General features: G+C 72.4%; 16 protein-coding genes. 8 read left to right on the top strand and 8 right to left on the bottom strand.

The window, feature by feature from the left end; translation table 11 throughout:
• Positions 1-60 precede the first annotated feature (60 nt).
• A complete protein-coding gene (locus tag DT019_RS13230; RefSeq protein WP_114036982.1) occupies positions 61-2082 on the top strand; it encodes a thioredoxin domain-containing protein in 2022 nt (673 codons plus the stop codon).
• 350 nt (positions 2083-2432) lie between these two features.
• Here DT019_RS13230 and DT019_RS13225 read toward each other — a convergent pair whose 3' ends face one another.
• The 3 genes from DT019_RS13225 to trhA all read right to left on the bottom strand — a co-directional run bounded on the left by DT019_RS13225 (position 2433) and on the right by trhA (position 5570).
• Positions 2433-3143: a TetR/AcrR family transcriptional regulator gene (locus DT019_RS13225; protein ID WP_114036981.1), complete on the bottom strand. Its 711-nt coding sequence runs from the start codon at positions 3141-3143 to the stop codon at positions 2433-2435.
• Positions 3144-3147: 4 nt separating this feature from the next.
• Entirely contained in the window at positions 3148-4716 is a 1569-nt protein-coding gene (locus tag DT019_RS13220) for an MFS transporter (protein WP_114037249.1), read from the bottom strand.
• A gap of 164 nt (positions 4717-4880) precedes the next feature.
• Positions 4881-5570: a PAQR family membrane homeostasis protein TrhA gene (gene trhA / locus DT019_RS13215; protein WP_114036980.1), complete on the bottom strand. Its 690-nt coding sequence runs from the start codon at positions 5568-5570 to the stop codon at positions 4881-4883.
• 290 nt (positions 5571-5860) lie between these two features.
• Here trhA and DT019_RS13210 point away from each other — a divergent pair, with 290 nt between their 5' ends.
• Positions 5861-7684, top strand: coding sequence for a phosphoenolpyruvate carboxykinase (GTP) (locus DT019_RS13210; protein ID WP_114036979.1), 1824 nt, complete (start codon positions 5861-5863; stop codon positions 7682-7684).
• Between the two features lie 272 nt (positions 7685-7956).
• Here the strand turns inward: DT019_RS13210 and DT019_RS13205 are convergent, their stop codons facing one another.
• From DT019_RS13205 to DT019_RS13195, 3 genes are all read right to left on the bottom strand, one after another.
• Entirely contained in the window at positions 7957-8343 is a 387-nt protein-coding gene (locus tag DT019_RS13205; RefSeq protein WP_114036978.1) for a hypothetical protein, read from the bottom strand.
• 89 nt (positions 8344-8432) lie between these two features.
• Positions 8433-9644 carry a pyridoxal phosphate-dependent aminotransferase gene (locus DT019_RS13200; RefSeq protein WP_114037248.1) on the bottom strand — a complete coding sequence of 404 codons (1212 nt, stop codon included), beginning with the start codon at positions 9642-9644 and terminating at the stop codon, positions 8433-8435.
• A gap of 265 nt (positions 9645-9909) precedes the next feature.
• A complete protein-coding gene (locus DT019_RS13195) occupies positions 9910-10440 on the bottom strand; it encodes a hypothetical protein (RefSeq protein WP_147267308.1) in 531 nt (176 codons plus the stop codon).
• A 108-nt stretch (positions 10441-10548) separates the two neighbouring features.
• Here DT019_RS13195 and DT019_RS13190 point away from each other — a divergent pair, with 108 nt between their 5' ends.
• Positions 10549-11997 carry a cellulase family glycosylhydrolase gene (locus DT019_RS13190; RefSeq protein WP_114036976.1) on the top strand — a complete coding sequence of 483 codons (1449 nt, stop codon included), beginning with the start codon at positions 10549-10551 and terminating at the stop codon, positions 11995-11997.
• Between the two features lie 146 nt (positions 11998-12143).
• Positions 12144-12479 (top strand): alkyl sulfatase dimerization domain-containing protein, encoded by a 336-nt coding sequence (locus DT019_RS13185; RefSeq protein WP_114036975.1) that lies wholly within the window; start codon positions 12144-12146, stop codon positions 12477-12479.
• Here the strand turns inward: DT019_RS13185 and DT019_RS13180 are convergent.
• A complete protein-coding gene (locus DT019_RS13180; protein ID WP_114036974.1) occupies positions 12409-14010 on the bottom strand; it encodes an N-acyl-D-amino-acid deacylase family protein in 1602 nt (533 codons plus the stop codon). The genes DT019_RS13185 and DT019_RS13180 overlap by 71 nt on opposite strands.
• A gap of 322 nt (positions 14011-14332) precedes the next feature.
• A complete protein-coding gene (locus tag DT019_RS13175) occupies positions 14333-15655 on the bottom strand; it encodes an amino acid deaminase (protein WP_114036973.1) in 1323 nt (440 codons plus the stop codon).
• A gap of 101 nt (positions 15656-15756) precedes the next feature.
• Here DT019_RS13175 and DT019_RS13170 point away from each other — a divergent pair, with 101 nt between their 5' ends.
• The 4 genes from DT019_RS13170 (at position 15757) to DT019_RS13155 (ending at position 19584) form a co-directional block, all read left to right on the top strand.
• Entirely contained in the window at positions 15757-16800 is a 1044-nt protein-coding gene (locus DT019_RS13170) for a sugar kinase (RefSeq protein ID WP_223279470.1), read from the top strand.
• Complete coding sequence (locus DT019_RS13165; RefSeq protein ID WP_114036972.1) at positions 16797-17579, top strand: IclR family transcriptional regulator; 783 nt, start codon at positions 16797-16799, stop codon at positions 17577-17579. Before DT019_RS13170 ends, DT019_RS13165 begins: the two co-directional genes overlap by 4 nt.
• Complete coding sequence (locus DT019_RS13160; RefSeq protein WP_114036971.1) at positions 17569-17982, top strand: RidA family protein; 414 nt, start codon at positions 17569-17571, stop codon at positions 17980-17982. The genes DT019_RS13165 and DT019_RS13160 overlap by 11 nt, the downstream gene beginning before the upstream one ends.
• Before the next feature lie 123 nt (positions 17983-18105).
• Entirely contained in the window at positions 18106-19584 is a 1479-nt protein-coding gene (locus tag DT019_RS13155; protein WP_114036970.1) for a GntP family permease, read from the top strand.
• Positions 19585-19711 lie beyond the last annotated feature (127 nt).

Below are 19711 nucleotides of genomic sequence, written 5' to 3'. Positions count from 1 at the left end.
TGACGCGCGTCGGCGCGAGGGAGTCGGCGGATCATCTCTCGTGTGGGGGAGTATGGAGTCATGCCGAACCGCCTCGCCCATGAGACGTCCCCCTACCTCCTCCAGCACGCCGACAACCCGGTCGACTGGTGGCCCTGGTCGCCCGAGGCCTTCGCCGAGGCCCGGGAGCGCGGGGTTCCGGTGCTGCTCAGCGTCGGGTACAGCAGCTGCCACTGGTGCCATGTCCTCGCGCACGAATCGTTCGAGGACGAGGCCACGGCGGCCTTCATGAACGAGCACTTCGTGAACGTGAAGGTGGACCGCGAGGAGCGGCCCGACGTCGACGCCGTCTACATGGAGGCGGTGCAGGCCGCGACCGGGCAGGGCGGCTGGCCCATGTCCGTCTTCATGACCCCCGCCGGGGAGCCCTTCTACTTCGGCACGTACTTCCCGCCCGAGCCCCGGCACGGCATGCCGTCCTTCCGGCAGGTCCTCGAAGGCGTGCAGGGTGCCTGGGCGAACCGGCGCGACGAGGTCGCCGACGTCGCCCAGAAGATCACCCGCGATCTGGCGGCCCGGGAGCTGGACCACGGCGCGGGCGGACTGCCCGGCGAGGAGGAGCTCGCCCAGGCGCTGCTCGGGATCACCCGCGAGTACGACCCGGCGACCGGCTGGCTCGGCAGCGGCGACACGAAGTTCCCGCCGGGCATGGTGATCGAGTTCCTGCTGCGCCACCACGCCAGGACCGGCTCCGAGGCGGCCCTGGAGATGGCCGAGGGCATGTGCGAGGCCATGGCGCGCTCCAGCCTCTACGACCAGGTCGGCGGCGGGTTCCACCGCTATGTGCTGCGCCCGCGACCGCAGGCGACGCTGGTGCCGCACTTCGAGAAGATGCTGTACGACAACGCCCTGCTGTGCCGCGTGTACGCCCACCTGTGGCGGATCACCGGCTCCGACCTCGCGCGCCGGGTCGCCCTGGAGACCGCCGACTTCATGGTGCGCGAACTGCGCACCAACGAGGGCGGATACGCTTCCGCGCTGGACGCCGACAGCGACGATGGTGCCGGGCACCATGTGGAGGGGGCGTTCTATGTGTGGACGCCCGCGCAGCTCGTCGAGGCCCTGGGCGAGCGGGACGGCGAGGCCGCGGCCCGGCACTTCGGGGTGACCGAGGAAGGCACCTTCGAGGAGGGTGCCTCGGTCCTCCAACTCCCCTCCGACGGGGGGGAGTTGGGCGCGGGTGTACGCGACCGGCTGCTGGCGGCGCGGGAGCTGCGGGAGCGGCCCGGGCGGGACGACAAGCTGGTCGCCGCCTGGAACGGCCTGGCGATCGCGGCGCTGGCCGAGGTCGGCGCGCTCTTCGACCGCCCGGACCTCGTCGAGCGCGCGACCGAGGCCGCCGACGTGCTCGTACGGATCCACATGGACGGCCACGCCCGGCTCGCCCGGACCTCCAAGGACGGCCAAGTGGGCGCGAACAGCGGGGTGTTGGAGGACTACGCCGATGTCGCCGAGGGCTTCCTCGCGCTCGCCGGGGTGACCGGGGAGGGCGTCTGGCTGGAGTTCGCCGGGTTCCTGCTCGACATCGTCCTGGACCAGTTCGCCGGCGAGGCGGGCGTGCTGTACGACACGGCGCACGACGCGGAGAAGCTCATCCGGCGGCCGCAGGACCCCACGGACAACGCGACGCCCTCCGGGTGGACGGCGGCGGCCTCGGCCCTGCTGTCCTACGCGGCGCACACCGGGTCCTCGGCGCACCGGGAGGCGGCGGAGGGGGCGTTGGGCGTGGTCCGCGCGCTCGGGCCGCGGGCCCCGCGATTCATCGGGTGGGGGCTGGCGGCGGCCGAGGCGCTGCTCGACGGGCCCCGGGAGGTGGCCGTGGTGGGGGCGCCCACCGATCCCCTGACGGGGGCGCTGCACCGCACGGCGCTGCTGGCGTCCGCGCCGGGGGCGGTGGTGGCGGTGGGGGCTCCGGGGGACGAGTTCCCGTTGCTCGTGGGGCGGCCGTTGGTGGGTGGGGGTGCGGCGGCGTACGTCTGTCGGCGCTTCCGTTGTGACGCGCCGGTGACGACCCCGGACGCCCTGGCCGAGTCCCTGACCTAACCCAAGGGGGCTCCGCCCCTCGACCCCGGGCGGGGGCTCCGCCCCCACACCCCCGTTCGCGCCTTAAGGGCGCTGGTCCTCAATCTCCCCCAAGGCCTTAAGGGCCAGGGGGGACCCCCATGACGGGCTGAGGTTGCCCGTGCCGACCAGCACCGTCCTGCTAAGGGGCGCGGGGAACTGCGCGAACGGCCACGTACGGTCTGCGGACGAAGGCGGGTTTCACGGATGCGGGGTGTCCGGCGGCAACCCTGCCAGGGGCGCGGGGAACTGCGCGAACGGCCACGTACGGTCTGCGGGTGAAGGCGGGGTTCGGGGGCGCGGGACCGGGCGTCCGGGCCCCGCCCCGGGGGCTAGGCGGCGGGGCCCGGGGGCAGGCCCCGGTGGAGGGTGGTCATCGTGCGGGCGATGAGGTCCAGGAGGTCATCCTGGTGCCCCCGCTCCGCCCAGTACACCGACGCCTCGTGCAACGCCCCGAGCACCGCCATCGCGAAGACCCGCACCTCCAGGTCGACGGCGTTCCGCCCCGCCCGCTCCGCCAGCACCTCGCACAGGAGCCGGCTCGTCGTCGCCATCGACTCCATCATGCGGGCCCGCAGCGCGGGCACCTCCGCGATCAGACGCGTCCGCAGCAGCGTCTCCTCGCGGTCGTCCGCCAGCGAGAGGCGGGCCGCCTCGGTGACGACGTGCCGCAGCGACTCCAGCGGCGGCTCCGCCGGGGGCCGGGCCCGCATCTCCCGCAGGAGGATCGGGTCGAACTCGTCGGTGAGCACGATGTCCTCCTTGGTCGGGAAGTAGCGGAACACCGTGGAGGGGGAGACCTCCGCCGCCTCCGCGATCTGCTCGACCGTCGTGGCCTCGTACCCCTGCTCGGCGACCAGCCGATAGGTGGCCCGGCGGATCGCGGTTCGGGTCTTGATCTTCTTGCGTTCCCGCAGGCTCAACTGCGGCTGGAGGCCTTCCACGACGGACACGACCGGGTCGACCGGGCCGGTCGAGGCATCCGGGTCGGACGAGGTGGGGGAGCCGGCGGAGTCGGGGGCGGTGCGGGAGGTGGCGGCCATGGGGTCATTGTCCGCCATCGGCCGCCGCCGGGGCGACCTCGCCGGGCGCCGGACCTGCGGATTCGGCCTTCGGAAGCAGGGCCATGGCGAGCAGCGCGGTCGCCAGCGCGGCGACGGCACAGACGAGCAGTACGACGCCCATGCCGTGCACGTACGCCGAGTCGGCGGCCGACAGGAGGCGCGGGTCACCGGTCTTCGCGGCCACCAGGTGGGCGGCGACCACGGAGTCGGCGGCCGCGTGCGGCGCCCCGCCGGGGAGCCCGTCCGCGTACACCCCGGCGAGCAGCGAACCGAGCAGGGCGATGCCGATCGCGCTGCCCACCTGACGCACCGTCATGAGCAGCCCGGAGCCGCTGCCCGCGCGCTCGGGGGGCAGGGTGGCGAGGGCGGCCGTCATCGCGGGCACCATCGCGAAGCCGAAGCCGAGCCCGGCGAGGGAGAGCCACAGGGCGGTGAAGGCGTACGCGTCTCCGTCGGCGGTCCGGCTGCCGAGGAGTGCGGCGAAGGTGAGCACCACGAGCCCGGCGCTGATCACGCCCCGCGCCCCGAACCGCGCGCACAGGCGCGGCGTACCCTTCGCGGCGATCATCAGCCCGCCCATCAGCGGCAGCATCCGCAGCCCGGTGCCGAACGCGTCGTTGCCGAGGACGGCCTGGAGGTAGGGCGGCAGCACGAACATGAGGCCGGACAGGATGAACATCACCAGCGTCGCGGCGAGCGTGTTCAGCAGGAACGGCCGGTGGCCGAGCAGCTTGAGGTCCAGCATCGGGCGCGGGGCCCGCCGCTCGCGTACGACCAGGGCCGCGATCAGGGCCGCGCCCGCGCCCAGCACGGCGAGGACCAGCGGGCTGCCCCAACCCCGGTTCGGTGCCTCGATGATGGCGTAGATCAGCGCCCCGAGCCCCGCCGCGGTCAGCAGGGTGGACAGGGCGTCGACCCGGGGCGCGGCAGGGTCGCGGGTCTCGGGGAGCAGGAACGCGCAGGCGGCCGTCCCGATGGCGACCATCGGGACGTTGATCAGGAAGACCGAGCCCCACCAGAAGTGGTCGAGCAGGAAGCCGCCCACGATCGGGCCGAGCGGCAGGCCGAGCGCGGAGGCCGCGGTCACGATGCCGACGGCCTTGCCGCGCTCGTCCGGGGCGAAGAGCGAGGGCAGCACCGCGAGCGCCAGCGGCATGACGAGCGCGCCGCCGACGCCCATGACCGCACGGGCCGCGATGACCGGTTCGACGCTGCCCGCGAGCGAGCCGACGAGCGAACCGGCCAGGAAGATCCCGAGTCCGGTGATCAGCATGCGGCGGCGGCCGAAGCGGTCGCCGAGCAGCCCGGCGGGGAGCATCAGGGCCGCGAACACGACGACGTACGCGTCGGCCATCCACTGCTGCTGGCCGGTGGTGGCCCCGAGTTGGCCGGCCATCGTCGGCAGCGCGACGTTGAGGATCGTCAGGTCGAAGCCGAGCACCAGCATGCTCGCGACCATCGCGCCCAGCGCCCACCAGCGGCGGGGGTCGGGGGCGGGCGCGGCCGCGCCGGAGGGCGCCGCGGCGCCGGTGAGGGGTGCGGGTGTGGTCATGGTTCGGCCCCCGTGGGTGAGGTGGTCCCCCTGCACGGGATCGTGCAGTGAAAGCTCATGCCTTATGAGAGTAGCTCTCAAAAGAGTGCGGGTGTCAATGGGGACGGGAACGCGAAGGGCCCCGGCGCTGGTGCGCCGGGGCCCTTCGAAGGTCGGGGTCGGGGTTATCCGTGCTGGTAGGCGACGAGCGAGATGCCCACGTAGTGCACGACGAACGCGGCGAGGGTCAGGGAGTGGAAGACCTCGTGGAAGCCGAAGAAGCGGGGCGACGGGTTCGGGCGCTTGATGCCGTAGATCACGCCGCCGGCGCTGTAGAGCAGCCCGCCCACGATGACCAGGACGAGCACCGCTATGCCGCCGGTGCGCAGGAAGTCGGGCAGGAAGAAGACGGCCGCCCAGCCCATCGCCAGGTAGCACGGGGTGTAGAGCCAGCGGGGGGCGCCGATCCAGAACACCCGGAAGACGATGCCGGCGGCCGCGGCCGCCCAGACCGCCCACAGCAGGACCCTGCCGGTGGAGCCGGGCAGCAGGAGCAGGGTGAGCGGGGTGTAGGTGCCCGCGATGATGAGGAAGATGTTGGCGTGGTCGAGGCGGCGCAGGATCGCCTCGCCGCGCGGGCCCCAGGTGCCCCGGTGGTAGAGACCGCTCACGCCGAACAGCAGGCAGGCGGTCAGGACGTAGATCCCGCAGGCGATCCGCGCCTTGGTGGAACCCGCGAGCGCGGTGAGCACCAGGCCCGAGATCAGTACGGCCGGGAACATCCCGGCGTGCAGCCAGCCCCGCATCTTCGGCTTCACCATCTGGGTCACCGGGTCGATCGCGGATGCCATCACCTGATCAGTCATGGTTCGCATGCTACCTACGGACCCGTAGGTTACGGATAGGTACGGCCGGTCACCGAGCGTCCCCCAGCCGTCTGGTAAGTGAACGGCAAATGGCAGTTAAGAAGGCGGTAAGTGGTGATGCTCACGTGAGAGGCCCCCTGGACATATGGGCGAACGACGCGGAAGATCAGATGAGTGCGGTCGGCACCGGATGAGCGCCAACAGGATCCACGGGGTCAAGCATCCGGGTCGCAGCCCCCACGGGGCGGCAATGAAGCAGTACGTCAAAACCCTCCCAAGACCCTCATCAAGGAGCGATCGTGGCGCGCGATATCGCGGCTCCCCTCTCGGCCCCCACCAAGCACCAGGAACTGATCTCGTGGGTCAACGAGATCGCGGAACTGACCCAGCCGGACAGTGTGGTCTGGTGCGACGGATCCGAGGCAGAGTACGAGCGCCTGTGCGGGGAGCTCGTCGCCAAGGGCACGTTCAAGAAGCTCGACGAGGCCAAGCGCCCCAACTCGTACTACGCCGCCTCCGACCCGCGCGACGTCGCCCGGGTCGAGGACCGCACCTTCATCTGCTCCGAGAAGGAGGAGGACGCGGGCCCGACCAACCACTGGAAGGCCCCGGCCGAGATGAAGGCCATCTTCGCCGGTGAGAAGGGCATCTTCCGCGGGTCGATGCGCGGGCGCACGATGTACGTCGTCCCCTTCTGCATGGGCCCGGTCGGCTCGCCGCTCTCCGCGATCGGCGTCGAGATCACCGACTCCGCCTACGTCGCCGTCTCGATGCGCACCATGACCCGCATGGGTCAGCGCGTCCTGGACGAGCTCGGCACCGACGGCTTCTTCGTGAAGGCCGTCCACACCCTCGGCGCCCCGCTGGCCGAGGGCGAGGCGGACGTGCCGTGGCCGTGCAACTCCACGAAGTACATCTCGCACTTCCCCGAGACGCGCGAGATCTGGTCGTACGGTTCGGGCTACGGCGGCAACGCCCTGCTCGGCAAGAAGTGCTACGCGCTGCGCATCGCCTCCGTGATGGCGCGCGACGAGGGCTGGCTCGCCGAGCACATGCTCGTCCTCAAGCTGACCCCGCCGAACGGCGAGCCCAAGTACGTCACCGCGGCCTTCCCGAGCGCCTGCGGCAAGACCAACCTCGCCATGCTGGAGCCGACGATCCCCGGCTGGAAGGTCGAGACGATCGGCGACGACATCGCCTGGATGCGCTTCGGCGAGGACGGCCAGCTGTACGCGATCAACCCCGAGGCCGGGTTCTTCGGCGTCGCGCCCGGCACCGGCGAGCACACCAACGCCAACGCCATGAAGACGATGTGGGGCAACTCCGTCTTCACCAACGTCGCGCTCACCGACGACGGCGACGTGTGGTGGGAGGGCATGACCGAGACGGCGCCCGCGCACCTCACGGACTGGAAGGGCAACGACTGGACGCCCGCGTCCGACACCCCGGCCGCCCACCCCAACGCCCGCTTCACCGTGCCGGCCGGCCAGTGCCCGATCATCGCGCCCGAGTGGGAGGACCCCAAGGGCGTGCCGATCTCGGCGATCCTCTTCGGCGGCCGCCGCGCCTCCGCGGTGCCGCTGGTGACCGAGTCCTTCGACTGGAACCACGGCGTCTTCCTCGGTGCGAACGTCGCCTCCGAGAAGACCGCCGCCGCCGAGGGCAAGGTCGGCGAGCTGCGCCGCGACCCGTTCGCGATGCTGCCGTTCTGCGGCTACAACATGGGCGACTACATGGCCCACTGGGTCAAGGTCGGCGCGAGCGCGGACGCCGCCAAGCTGCCGAAGATCTACTACGTGAACTGGTTCCGCAAGAACGACGCGGGCAAGTTCGTGTGGCCCGGCTTCGGCGAGAACAGCCGCGTCCTGAAGTGGATCGTGGAGCGCCTTGAGGGCAAGGCCGACGGCGTCGAGACCCCCATCGGCATCCTGCCGACGAAGGAGTCCCTGGACACCGACGGGCTCGACCTGCCGGACGCCGACCTGGAGTTCCTGCTCAAGGTCGACAAGGAGGTCTGGCGCGAGGAGGCGGCGCTGGTCCCCGAGCACCTCAACACCTTCGGCGACCACACGCCGAAGGAGCTGTGGGACGAGTACCGCGCCCTGGTGTCCCGCCTCGGCTGAACCGCCCCCGCTGAACCCCCTCCGGTCATGGCCGCCTGTCCTGGCCCGGCCGGAGGTGTTCGCGGCGGGTCGGTTCGACATCCGCCCTGACCTGTGGGGTCACTCGTGACCCGCCGCGCACGAAGGCCGGCCCCCGGAGTCCCCTCACGGCCCCGGGGGCCGGCCTCTTTTCGCGTACGCCAAGTCGGGCCCGCATCAAGCGACTTGGGGATGTGTGGCACCCGGTCCGCGGACCTCCGCGGCTCGCGGACCGGGGCCGATCGGGGGCCGCCTCAGGAGGCGGCGGTGAGGGTGGCGGCCGCCGCGTGGGCGTCCATGCGCTCGGCGGCGAGAATCGCGGCGGCGGTGTCGGCCCGCGAGGCGGCGACGACGAGGGCGCGGCCCGCGAGGGCGTGGGCGCGCGCGTGCAGGCTGTCGGCGTCGGCCCGGCTCAGACCCGCGTGCCGGACCGGCGGCAGACCGCCGCGCAGCCGGGCCACCTGCCGCGCGATGGCGTCCCCGGCCTCGCTGAGCCCGAGCTCGTCGGTGACGGCGAGCAGGGCCGAGAGGTGGCCAGCGAGCTGGATGTCGAGCTCGTCCTCGCGGGAGCGGTGCGGGATGCCGGTGCTGTCGGCGGCCACCGTGCTGTGGACCGACTTGGTGCGGATCGGTTCGTACATGGGAATGGCCTCCTGGATGTTTCAGGAAGCCATCCTAGCTTAGATCCTGTCTAAAGTTGAGTCGGACCCAAGATGTGATCGGCGCAGGGCTACATCTGGCTGTAGCCCTCCAGGAACTTGCCGATCCGCGTCACCGCGTCCGCCAGGTCCTTGGCCGAGGGCAGCGTCACGATCCGGAAGTGGTCGGGCTCGGGCCAGTTGAACCCGGTGCCGTGCACCACCATGATCTTCTCGGCGCGCAGCAGGTCGAGGACCATCTGCCGGTCGTCCTTGACCTTGTAGACGTTCGGGTCGAGACGCGGGAACAGGTACAGGGCGCCCTTCGGCTTCACGCAGGTGACGCCGGGGATCCGGGTGAGCAGCTCGTACGCCGTGTCCCGCTGCTCCAGGAGCCGCCCGCCCGGCAGCACCAGCTGGTCGATCGACTGCCGGCCGCCGAGCGCGGTGGCCACCGCGTGCTGGGACGGCATGTTCGCGCACAGCCGCATGTTCGCGAGGATGGTCAGGCCCTCGATGTACGAGGAGGCGTGGGCCTTCGGCCCGCACACCGCGAGCCAGCCGGAGCGGTAGCCGGCCACCCGGTAGTTCTTCGAGAGGCCGTTGAAGGTGAGCACCATCAGGTCGGGGGCGATCACCGCGGTCGGGGTGTGGGTGGCGCCGTCGAACAGGATGCGGTCGTAGATCTCGTCCGAGCAGACGACCAGGTTGTGGCGGCGCGCGATCTCGGTGAGCCCGCGCAGCATCTCGTCGTCGTACACCGCACCCGTCGGGTTGTTCGGGTTGATGATGACGATGGCCTTGGTGCGGTCGGTGACCTTGCGCTCGATGTCGGCGAGGTCCGGCATCCAGTCGGCCTGCTCGTCGCAGCGGTAGTGCACCGCGGTGCCGCCCGCGAGGGAGACGGACGCGGTCCACAGCGGGTAGTCCGGCGCCGGGACCAGCACCTCGTCGCCGTCGTCGAGCAGCGCCTGCATCGACATCTGGATGAGCTCGGATACGCCGTTGCCGAGGTAGACGTCCTCGACGTCGAGCTCGATGCCCTTGGTCTGGTAGTGCTGCATCACCGCGCGCCGCGCGGACAGCAGGCCCTTCGCGTCGCCGTAGCCGTGCGCGCCCGCCAGGTTGCGGAGGATGTCCTCCAGGATCTCGGGCGGGCACTCGAAGCCGAAGGCCGCCGGGTTGCCGGTGTTCAGCTTGAGGATGCGGTGGCCCGCCGCCTCCAGGCGCATGGCCTCCTCGAGCACCGGGCCCCGGATCTCGTAACAGACATTGGCGAGTTTGGTCGACTGGATCACCTGCATGACGGCCACCTTACGGCCGTGTTTCCCGGGGTGCCTCGTTGTTGTGGGTCCGCCGGGGCGAGGCGCCCCCGGGGTGGGCTTTCATCGCAATGCGCGGGTCGGGTCCGGGCCCGGGTAAGCGTGGTCGCCGGGGTGGCGGGGCTTCAAATGCGGGTGCGGGCCCGCGCGCGGTGAGATCTTCCCCACCCCGCCCCTTGCCCGACGGCTTCCGGCGGTTCGGGGCGGCCGGGACCGGGCCCCGGGCGCGTGCGAAGGGCGCCCGTCATCACGGGCCGGGGCGGGACCCCCGTGCGGGTCCGGACGTCGCGACCAGCGCCGCCGCCCCCGTGAGCCAGCCGAGCGCCAGCCCCCACGCCGCTCCGAAGACCGCGCCCGCCGCCCCGTACAGCAGCCAGCCCGCCGGGCCCGCCTCGACCATCCGGGCCGCCACCAGGCCCCGCCACACCCCGGCCGCCGCCGCGCCCGCGACCAGGGCGGTCCAGCCCGCGAGCAGACGGCGGGCGTGGCCCGCGGCCGGGCGCAGGCGCAGATGGCGCCGCATCCGCAGCCCGGCCACCGCCACCAGGACGGCCGCCGCGAAGTCCTCGCAGAGCAGCTGGGTCCAGCCCGTGTCCCCGAACGGCACCGCGCGTAGCGGGGGCAGGGCGAGCGGCGCCCCGAGCGCGCTCGGCACGAGGACCGCCCCCTCGTGCGCGGTGGCCGCGGTCAGCACCCCGGTGATGCCCAGGAGCAGCGTGAGCAGCAGGCACATCCCGGCGACGGCGGCCACCGCCGCCTCGATTCTGGGCAGACGCATGGCCGGACCCTAGGGCACCCGGGAGCCGTTGAGAAGATGCTGAACAATTCTCAACTACGGCTGTCATCAGGGGTGTTGAAGGCACGGCCAAGCCCTTAGGGTCCGGCCATGCGGCTCTGGGGGACGGCACGGGCGATCGGGTGGACGGCGGCGGGCGCGGCGCTGGCGGTCGCCGCCAGCCTCCTGGTGGCGGTCGGCCCCGCCGGGGCGGGGCCCGCGCACACGGCCGCGGGCCACCGCTGGATCACCGACGACCAGGGCCGCGCCCTCGTCCTGACCGGCCTCAACACCGCGAGCAGCGCCAAGTCCCGTCCGGACGGGCTCCCTTGGATCAAGGAGGCCGACGTCCAGCGCGAGTCGGACGAGCTCGGCTCCGACTTCGTACGCCTCCTGATCCAGTGGCGCAACGTCGAGCCGAGGCCCAGGGAGTACGACGACGGCTATCTCGCCCGGATCGCCGAGCGCGTGCGCTGGTACGGGGCGCGGGGCATGCACGTCATGCTCGACCTGCATCAGGACGTCTACGGCCCAGCCGTCAAGGGCAACGGCGCGCCCGAGTGGGCGACCGAGGCGGAGGGCCTGCCGGTCGCGGAACAGGGGCAGTGGGAGCTGAAATACATCGAGCCGGGCACGGTGCGGGCCTTCGACGCCTTCTGGGGGACGCGCCGGGCGAGCCGCGATCTGCGCGCCCACTACGCCGCCGTCTGGGCCCACGTGGCCGCGCGGTTCGCCCGCGACCCGGCCGTCCTCGGCTACGACCTGATGAACGAGCCGTTCGGCGGCAGCGTCCAGGGTCCCGCCTTCGAAGCGGGCCCGCTGGCCGCCCTCTACCGACAGACCATCGCCGCCGTCCGCGAGGTCGACCGCGACTCCTGGATCTTCGTGGAGCCCGAGGCGGTGAGTGCCAACTGGGGCCTGCCGAGCGCCCTCCCGTACCTCAAGGACCCCCGCGGCGATGGGGCGGACGCACATATCGCGTATGCGCCGCACCTCTACCCGCTCCCGATGGACCTGGGCGGCGGCTACACCGGGAGCGCCGAGAAGTGGGTGGACCGCACACTCGCCTCCTGGCGCGAGCAGACCCGCAAGACCGCCCGGCGGCTGGGCGCGCCCGTGCTCATCGGCGAATACGGTCTCGACACCACCCTCCCCGGCGCCCTGCGCTACGTCGCGAAGGTGCGGGCGATGGCCGAGGACCTGGGCGCGGGCACGGCGTACTGGTCCAACGACCCGGGGCCCTGGGCGCCTTGGGACCAGCGGCTCAGGCCCACCCCGCTCCTGCCGGTCCTGGACCGCCCCGGGCCCAGGGCGATCGCGGGGGACCCGGTCGCGTACGCCTGGGACGAGGCGAGCCGCACCCTGTCGGTGAGCTGGCGGCCGCGGGCGGGGGTGCGCGGTGACACGGAGGTGTACCTGCCCGCCCGCTTCTTCCCGCACGGAGGCGTGGTCACGGGCGGGACCGCGAGGGCCTGGGAAGCCAAGTCCCGCGTTCTGCACGTGGCTTCCGGGACGGTCGGGGAGGGAGAGGTGTCGGTGCGGATCCGGCCGGGGCGGTGACGGGCTCGGGGAGCGGCGCGGAATGAGCCACACCGGTCATCGGGGTGTTGTGCGGTCGGCCCGGGTGTTCCTAGCGTCCCGTACGTCCGCACTCCGTACGGCCGTCGTCACGTCCGTCGCCCGCGACCCCCCAGGAGGCAGCCGATATGAACGACCGGTCCCGTGGGCGGCTGCGCTGGCGGGGGCTGCTGGCCGCCGCACAGCGGGAGTACGACGCTCCGGCCCCCCACTACGACAAGGTGGTCGAGCTCCTGGACCGCGTGGTGCGGAGCGCCGCCGTGCCGGGCGCGGCCCTGCGCAGCGCCAAGGCGCTCCAGGCCCTCGCGCTCACCCAGCTCGCCTACTCGGCCGACTACGGCCCGCTGCGCACGGTCTATCTGACGGCGGCACGCGAGCTGTCCACCGGCGTCCTCAGCGCACCCCGGGCGTCCGGCGCACCGAACGGCCGGCGAGCACACCGGTCCGTCTGCCGTCCTCGATGACGAACTTCCCGTCGATCAGGACGTACGGAATGCCGACGGGCAGCGTGCGCGGCGACGCGAAGGTGGAGCCCGCCGCGACCGTGTCCGGGTCGAAGAGCACGAGGTCCGCGCGGTAGCCCTCGCGGACCAGGCCCCGGTCCGGCAGCCGCAGCCGGGCCGCCGGGCGGGAGGTGAGGTGGGCGACGGTCTCCTCCAGGGAGAGGATGCCCAACTCCCGCGCGTAGTGCCCGAGATACCGCGGGAACGTGCCGTAGGCGCGGGGGTGGGGCTTGTCGCCCTGGAGGATGCCGTCGCTGCCGCCGGTGTGCACACGGTGCCGCATGATCGCTTGGACGTTCTCCTCGTGGCCGACGTGCTGGAGGATGGTGGACCCGAGCCCGTCCTCGACGAGCAGCCGCCGGGCGGTGGCCCAGGGTTCCTCGCCGCGCCGTGCGGCCGTCTCGGCGACGGTCCTTCCCACGTGGTCCGCGAGCGCGGGGCGGCTCACCCCGGAGATCTCGATGGTGGCCCAGTCGATGGGCACCCCGTGGCAGCCGTCCGCGCCGAGGACCTCCATGTGGTGCCGGACCCGCTCGGCGGTGGTGTCGTCGCGCAGCCGCGCGAGGATCGCCTCGGGGCCGCCCTCACCGGCCCAGCTGGGCAGCATCGCGACGAGCGTCGTGCAGCCCGGGGTGTACGGATACGTGTCGAGCGAGATGTCGGACCCGGCGGCCAGGGCCTCGTCAAGCAGGGCCAGCAGCTCGGGCGCGCGGCCCTTGTTCACGCCGAAGTTCAGGGTGGCGTGGGCGAGGTGCAGCGCGCAGCCGGCGTCGCGGGTGAGCCGCACCATCTCCTCGTACGCCTCCAGGGCGCCGGCGCCGTAGGAGCGGTGGTGGGGGCAGTAGTAGCCGTCGTAGCGCGCCACGACCCGGCAGAGCTCGGCGAGCTCGGAGCCGGTGGCGTACATGCCGGGCGTGTACGTCAGCCCGGACGACATCCCGACCGCGCCCTCTTCCATCCCTTCCGCCACCAACTGCCGCATGCGGTCCAGCTCGTGGGGCGTCGCGGGCCGGTCGTCCCACCCCATGGCGTACATCCGCACGGTGCCCTGCGGGATCAGGTAGGCGGCGTTGACGGCGATGCCGCGGTCCAGGCGGTCCAGGTACTCGCCGACGCCGCGCCAGTCGAAGTCGATGTCACCGCCGTCGCCGTTCCACCCGGTGATGGCCCGGCGGACCTCGCTCAGCGTGCGGTCGTCGACGGGCGCGTACGAGAGCCCGTCCTGCCCGAGCACCTCCAGGGTGACGCCCTGGGCGGCCTTCGCGCTGTGGTCGGGGTCGCGGAGCAGGGCGAGGTCGGAGTGGGCGTGCATGTCGATGAAGCCGGGGGCGAGGGCGAGGCCGTGGGCGTCCAGCGTGCGGGGTGCGGTGAGCGGGGGCTCGCCGGGGCGTCTGATCGCGGCGATCCGGCCGTTGGCGATGCCGAGGTCCGCCCGGTAGGCGGGGGTGGCGGTGCCGTCGATGACGCGGGTGTCGCGGATTACCAGGTCCATGGTGGCCTCTCGGAGTACGTGGCTTTTTCCGGCCCTGGACGGGCCGCCCTTCCGCGCGCCCCCTTCCGGCCGCGGACCGTGCGTGGCTTGTCGCGCAGTTCCCCGCGCCCCTCAAACCCCCTTCGGTCTGCGGGCCGTGCTCGCTTTTCGCGCAGTTCCCCGCGCCCCTGGCGGTACTGGTGCTGGCCCGCATGGGGCATTTCAGCCCGTCATGGGGGTCCCCCCTGGCCCTTGAGGCCTTGGGGGAGATTGAGGACGAGCGCCCTTTAGGTGCGAACGGGGTCTGGGGCGGAGCCCCAGGGCTTCGGGGCGGGCCGCGGGGTCAGAAGTAGGTGCGGAGGTAGTCCGTGACCTCCCCACCCTCCGCAACCAGCGGAACCAGCTTCCACTTGTCGAACACCGTGCACGGATGCGAAAGCCCCATCCCCACCCAGTCCCCGACGGACAGCTCCGCCCCCGGCTCCGTGCGGAGCCACCCGTGCTGGTCGGAGAGCCCCGTCACCGAGATGCCCAGGGCGTCCCGTACCGCACCGGTCCGCGCGTCCCGTACGACCTGCGCCTCGGGCAGATCGAGGTCGTAGGCCGCGTCCCGCTTCCCCGCGTTGACGAAGGCCTGCTCCGGCGAGGGGCGGGAGACGACCTGGGCCCACAGGCGGAAGGCGGGCTGAAGGGAGCCCTCCGACGGCACCCGGTTGAAGGGGGTCAGCCTGCGGTAGTGCCCGGAGTCGTGCGAGACGTACGCCCCGGAACGCAGCAACTTCAGTACGGGAGCGGAGAGTTCGGGGACATCGGCGAACACGTCCGCGACCGCGTCGAACCACCCGGAGCCCCCCGCGCTGAGCACGATCTCCTCGACGCCGGACCTCGCGAACCGCCCCGCCCGGTCGAAGTCCACCGCGAGCGAGACGAGCCGCCCGAGATAGGCCCGTACCCGCTCGGGGTCGGGCCGCGGCACCTCGCCCTCGTACCCCGCGACACCGACGAGCCGCAGCGTTTCGGTGGCCGCCACCGCGTCGGCGACCTCGGCGCACTCGGCCTCCGTGCGCACCCCCGTGCGCGCGTCCTCGCCCGCCGCGAGCTCGACCACCACGTCCACCGGCCGGGCGCCGCCGCGCAGGGCCTCGTCCATCAGCTCGACCCCGCGCACGGAGTCGACGTAGCAGATGAAGCGGAACGCCTCGTCCCGTGCCAGCTCCCGGGCGATCCAGCGCAGCGCGGCCGCGTCGACGAGTTCGTTCGCGAGGAAGATCCGCTCGACGCCGAACGCCCGTGCCACGCGCACCTGGTGGGGCACGGCGAGGGTGATCCCCCAGGCGCCGTGCGCGAGCTGCCGGGCGAAGAGCCCCGGCGCCATCGAGGTCTTGCCGTGCGGCGCGAAGGCCAGGCCGTGGCGGTCGGCGTACGTCTCAAGGAGGGCGAGGTTGTGCTCCAGCGCCTCGGCGGACAGCGTCAGGACCGGCGTGGTGAAGCCGCCGGTGAACAGGGAGCGGCGCTCGGCGGCGAGCTCGGCCACGGTGAGGCCCTCCGCGTCCGGCGGCAGCCCCTTGAAGCGGTGGTCGACGCGTTCGGCGCCGAGCGCCGCAAGCCTGTCTTCGCGATCGGTGGCTGCCACGGAAACCTCGCCCTCCTCGGGACGGCGTTGCATTCTCTGCAACACCCATTGCGCATATCGCTTGATGCTGTCTAACATCCGGGCCAACGCCGGGTCAATGACCAGCCTGTCCGCCCAGCACCGAGGAGCCAGCAGTGACCACCGGATCCCCAGCCGCCGCGGACCTCGACACTCCTGTCGACGTCGTCTGCCTCGGCGAGTCCATGGTCACCTTCCTGCCCGCCCGCCCGGGCCGCCTCGCCGACGTGCCCGCCTTCGCGCGGACGATCGGCGGCGCTGAGTCCAACGTGGCCTGCGCGCTGGCCGCCGCCGGGCACACCGCGAAGTGGGTCAGCCGGGTCGGCGCGGACGGCTTCGGCGACCACCTGGTCGAGGCGATCGGGTCGTACGGGGTCGATGTGCGCGCCGTGCGCCGCGACCCGGACCGGCCCACCGGCATCTACTTCCGCACCGCCGACGACCGCGCCGCCGACGGCCACGAGGTGCTCTACTACCGCGCCGGTTCGGCCGCCTCCGCGATGTCTCCGGCGACCGTGCCCCACCGGGACCTGTGGGCCGGGCGCGTCCTGCACCTGTCCGGCATCACCGCGGCGCTCTCCGAGGACTGCCTCGCCCTCATGCGCGAGCTCCTGACCCGCCGCCCCGGCCGCCCCCTGGTCTCCTTCGACGTCAACTACCGCCCGGGGCTGTGGCGCGACGCGGCGGGCCCGCGCGTGCTGCTCGACCTGGCCCGCGGCGCGGACCTCGTCTTCGTGGGCGAGGACGAGGCCGAGTCGGCGTGGGGGCTGCGCGGCGCCGAGGCCATCCGCCACGCGCTGCCCGAGCCCGAGGTCCTGGTCGTGAAACTCGGCAGGGGCGGGGCCGTCCTCCTGGAGCGGGCGGACGCCGAGGGTGCCCTCGTGCGCCCTCCGGTCGTCGACGTCGTCGCCCCCGTGGGCGCGGGCGACGCCTTCGCCGCCGGGTTCCTCAGCGCCACCCTGCGCGGCCTGCCCGTACGCGACCGGATCCGGCACGGTCACCTCATGGCGGCCGCCGTGCTCACCGTGCCGGGCGACCTCACCCAGCCCCCGGCGCGCGCACACGCCGACCGGCTCGTGGCCCTGGACGACACCGCCTGGGGGAGACTTCGTCTCGGCCCCGGGTGGACGGGGGAGGACCAGGAGGTACGTACGAGATGAGCCAGACCGTCGACCGGGCGCTGAGCATCCTGCCGCTGCTCGCGCAGGGCCCCGCCGACCTCGGGCAGGTCGCCGACCGGCTCGGGGTGCACAAGTCCACCGCGCTGCGGCTCCTGCGCACCCTGCACGAGCACGGGCTCGTCTACCGCCAGGAGGACCAGCGCTACCGGCTCGGCGCCCGCCTCTTCGCCCTCGCCCAGGAGGCCGTCGAGAACCTGGACGTGCGCGAGATCGCCCACCCCCACCTCGTCGCGCTCAACGAGCGGATCGGCCACACCGTGCACCTCGCCGTGTACGAGGAGGGCGAGGTCCTCTACATCGACAAGGTCGAGAGCCGCTACCCGGTGCGGATGTACTCCCGCATCGGCAAGCCCGTCGCCATCACGGTGGCCGCCGTGGCCAAGCTGCTGCTCGCCGACCTGCCGGAGGCCGAGCGCCGCGCCGTCGCGGAGAAGCTCGACTACCCCACCTACACGTCCCGTTCGACGCCCAACGCCGCCGCCTTCCTCAAGGAGCTCGCGACGGTGCGCGAACAGGGCTGGGCCACCGACCTCGGTGGTCACGAGGAGTCCATCAACTGCATCGGGGCCCCCATCCACGGTGCGGACGGCAAGGTCGTCGCCGCGATGTCGGTGTCCGCGCCGAACGTCGTCGTCACGGCCGAGGAACTCCTCACCCTGCTTCCCCAGGTGCGCCGCACCGCGGAAGCCGTCAGCCGCGAGTACTCCGGCACCGCGCCCAACACCCCATCCGCACAAGGACGTTCCGATGACCGATAAGACCGCCCTCACCCCCGCCACGCACACCGCCCCGCCCGCCAGGTTCTCGCACGGTGTGCGCAAGGGGAACATCCTCCAGGTCGCGGGCCAGGTCGGCTTCCTGCCGGCGGTCGAGGGCCAGGCGCCCACCCCGGCCGGCCCCACCCTGCGCGAGCAGACCCTCCAGACCTTCGCCAACGTCAAGGCGATCCTGGAGGAGGGCGGCGCGACCTGGGACGACGTGATGATGATGCGCGTCTACCTCACGGACGTCGACCACTTCGCGGAGATGAACGAGATCTACAACGCGTACTTCGACGAGCAGGGCCTCAAGGCCCCCGCCGCCGCCCGCACCACGGTGTACGTGGGCCTGCCCGCGGGGCTGCTCATCGAGATCGACGCCCTCGCGGTCCTGGACGCGTAATTCCTTGCTCGCCTTAGTCCCCCCGCTCGACCCGCCGCACGGTGCGGCGCCCCGGACCGCCGGGGCGCCGTGCCGCGGTCCCCCCTGCCCTGGAACCCCCCTGCTGTACAACGGAGTTGGCACATGTTGTTCCAAGCTGTCGCGGTCGCCGCCCCACCTCATCCCGTCCACACGGGCGGCATCCTCCCCCTCCTCGGCGGCACCGCCGGTCTGCTGACCGTCGCCGTCCTGGGCATCGCCCTGCTGCTCTTCCTGATCATCAAGGTCAGGCTCCAGCCGTTCGTGGCCCTGCTCGCGGTCTCCATAGCCGTCGGCCTCGGCGCGGGCCTGTCGGTCACCGAGCTCTTCGGCACGGTCCAGAAGTCGGCCGCCGTCTCGGTCGTCGAGTCCGGCATGGGCGGCATCCTCGGGCACGTCGCGATCATCATCGGACTCGGCACGATGCTCGGCGCGATCCTCGAAGTCAGCGGCGGCGCCGAGGTGTTGAGCACCCGCCTGCTCACCCTCTTCGGCGAGCGGCGCGCCCCCCTCGCGATGGGCCTGACCGGCCTGATCTTCGGCATCCCGGTCTTCTTCGACGTCGGCATCTTCGTCCTCGCGCCGATCGTGTACGCGGCCGCCAAGGGGTCCGGCAAGTCGATCCTGCTCTACTGCATGCCACTGCTCGCGGGCCTGTCCATGACCCACGCCTTCCTGCCGCCGCACCCCGGCCCGGTGGCCGCGGCCGGCCTCTTCCACGTCTCGCTCGGCTGGGTCATCCTGATGGGCGCCCTCGTGGGCGTCCCCTCCGTCCTCGCCGCCTGGGGCTACGCCGCCTGGATCGGCAAGCGCCTGTTCGTCGCCGTTCCGCAGGACATGGTGGAGGCCGCCGAGGAGGCCAAGGCCGCGGTGGCCGCCGAGCAGCGCGCCGCCGGGGTCGCCCCGCGCGAGGAGCCCGCCCCGCTGGGCGCGGTCCTGGCCATCATCGGCACCCCGCTGATCCTGATCCTCGCCGCCACGTTCTCCTCGATCGCCCTGGACCCCTCCACACTCCGCTCGGTCCTGGAGTTCTTCGGCAACCCGTTCGTGGCCCTGACCCTCGCGCTGTTCCTCGCGTACTACCTGCTCGGCATCCGGCGCGGCTGGTCCCGCAAGTCCCTGGAGACGGTGTCGACCTCCTCCCTCAAGCCGGTCGGCAACATCCTGCTCGTGGTCGGCGCGGGCGGCATCTTCGGCGCGGTCCTGAAGGCCTCGGGCATCGCGGACGCCCTGGCCACCGCCTTCCACAACGTGGGCCTCCCGGTCATCCTCCTGGCCTGGCTGATCTCGGTCGTCCTGCGCGTGGCCCAGGGCTCGGCGACGGTCGCGATCGTCACCACGGCCGGCATCGTGGTCCCCCTGGTGGAGGGCGCGGGCTACTCCCAGGCCCACCTGGCCCTGATCATCATGGCGATCTCGGCGGGCTCGATCTTCGCCTCCCACGTGAACGACGGCGGCTTCTGGATGGTGGCCAAGTACTTCGGCATCACCGAACGCGACACCCTGAAGTCCTGGACGGTCCTGGAATCCGTCCTGTCCGTGGCGGGCTTCGCCGTGGCGGGGGCGCTCAGTCTGGTGATCTAGCAGATCACGGGGGTGGCCGGTGGGGGTCGCCATCTTCCGGTTGCTTCGGCCGCCCCCGTACAACTCCTTTTGTCCACTTGCCCGTTGACCAAGAAACCCTCAACAATGCGCATGACAAAACCGCACT

Source organism: Streptomyces sp. SDr-06, assembly GCF_003324565.1.
In the GTDB taxonomy this organism is placed as follows: Bacteria; Actinomycetota; Actinomycetes; order Streptomycetales; family Streptomycetaceae; genus Streptomyces.
This window is presented reverse-complemented; position numbering and strand designations above follow the sequence as displayed.

Bases quoted from the DNA above. Each gene is read 5' to 3' on its own strand.
- DT019_RS13230 (WP_114036982.1), top strand. From the start codon at position 61: ATGCCGAACCGCCTCGCCCATGAGACGTCCCCCTACCTCCTCCAGCAC.
- DT019_RS13225 (WP_114036981.1), bottom strand. From the start codon at position 3,143: ATGGCCGCCACCTCCCGCACCGCCCCCGACTCCGCCGGCTCCCCCACC.
- DT019_RS13220 (WP_114037249.1), bottom strand. From the start codon at position 4,716: ATGACCACACCCGCACCCCTCACCGGCGCCGCGGCGCCCTCCGGCGCG.
- trhA (WP_114036980.1), bottom strand. From the start codon at position 5,570: ATGCGAACCATGACTGATCAGGTGATGGCATCCGCGATCGACCCGGTG.
- DT019_RS13205 (WP_114036978.1), bottom strand. From the start codon at position 8,343: ATGTACGAACCGATCCGCACCAAGTCGGTCCACAGCACGGTGGCCGCC.
- DT019_RS13200 (WP_114037248.1), bottom strand. From the start codon at position 9,644: ATGCAGGTGATCCAGTCGACCAAACTCGCCAATGTCTGTTACGAGATC.
- DT019_RS13195 (WP_147267308.1), bottom strand. From the start codon at position 10,440: ATGCGTCTGCCCAGAATCGAGGCGGCGGTGGCCGCCGTCGCCGGGATG.
- DT019_RS13190 (WP_114036976.1), top strand. From the start codon at position 10,549: ATGCGGCTCTGGGGGACGGCACGGGCGATCGGGTGGACGGCGGCGGGC.
- DT019_RS13185 (WP_114036975.1), top strand. From the start codon at position 12,144: ATGAACGACCGGTCCCGTGGGCGGCTGCGCTGGCGGGGGCTGCTGGCC.
- DT019_RS13180 (WP_114036974.1), bottom strand. From the start codon at position 14,010: ATGGACCTGGTAATCCGCGACACCCGCGTCATCGACGGCACCGCCACC.
- DT019_RS13175 (WP_114036973.1), bottom strand. From the start codon at position 15,655: ATGCAACGCCGTCCCGAGGAGGGCGAGGTTTCCGTGGCAGCCACCGAT.
- DT019_RS13165 (WP_114036972.1), top strand. From the start codon at position 16,797: ATGAGCCAGACCGTCGACCGGGCGCTGAGCATCCTGCCGCTGCTCGCG.
- DT019_RS13160 (WP_114036971.1), top strand. From the start codon at position 17,569: ATGACCGATAAGACCGCCCTCACCCCCGCCACGCACACCGCCCCGCCC.
- DT019_RS13155 (WP_114036970.1), top strand. From the start codon at position 18,106: ATGTTGTTCCAAGCTGTCGCGGTCGCCGCCCCACCTCATCCCGTCCAC.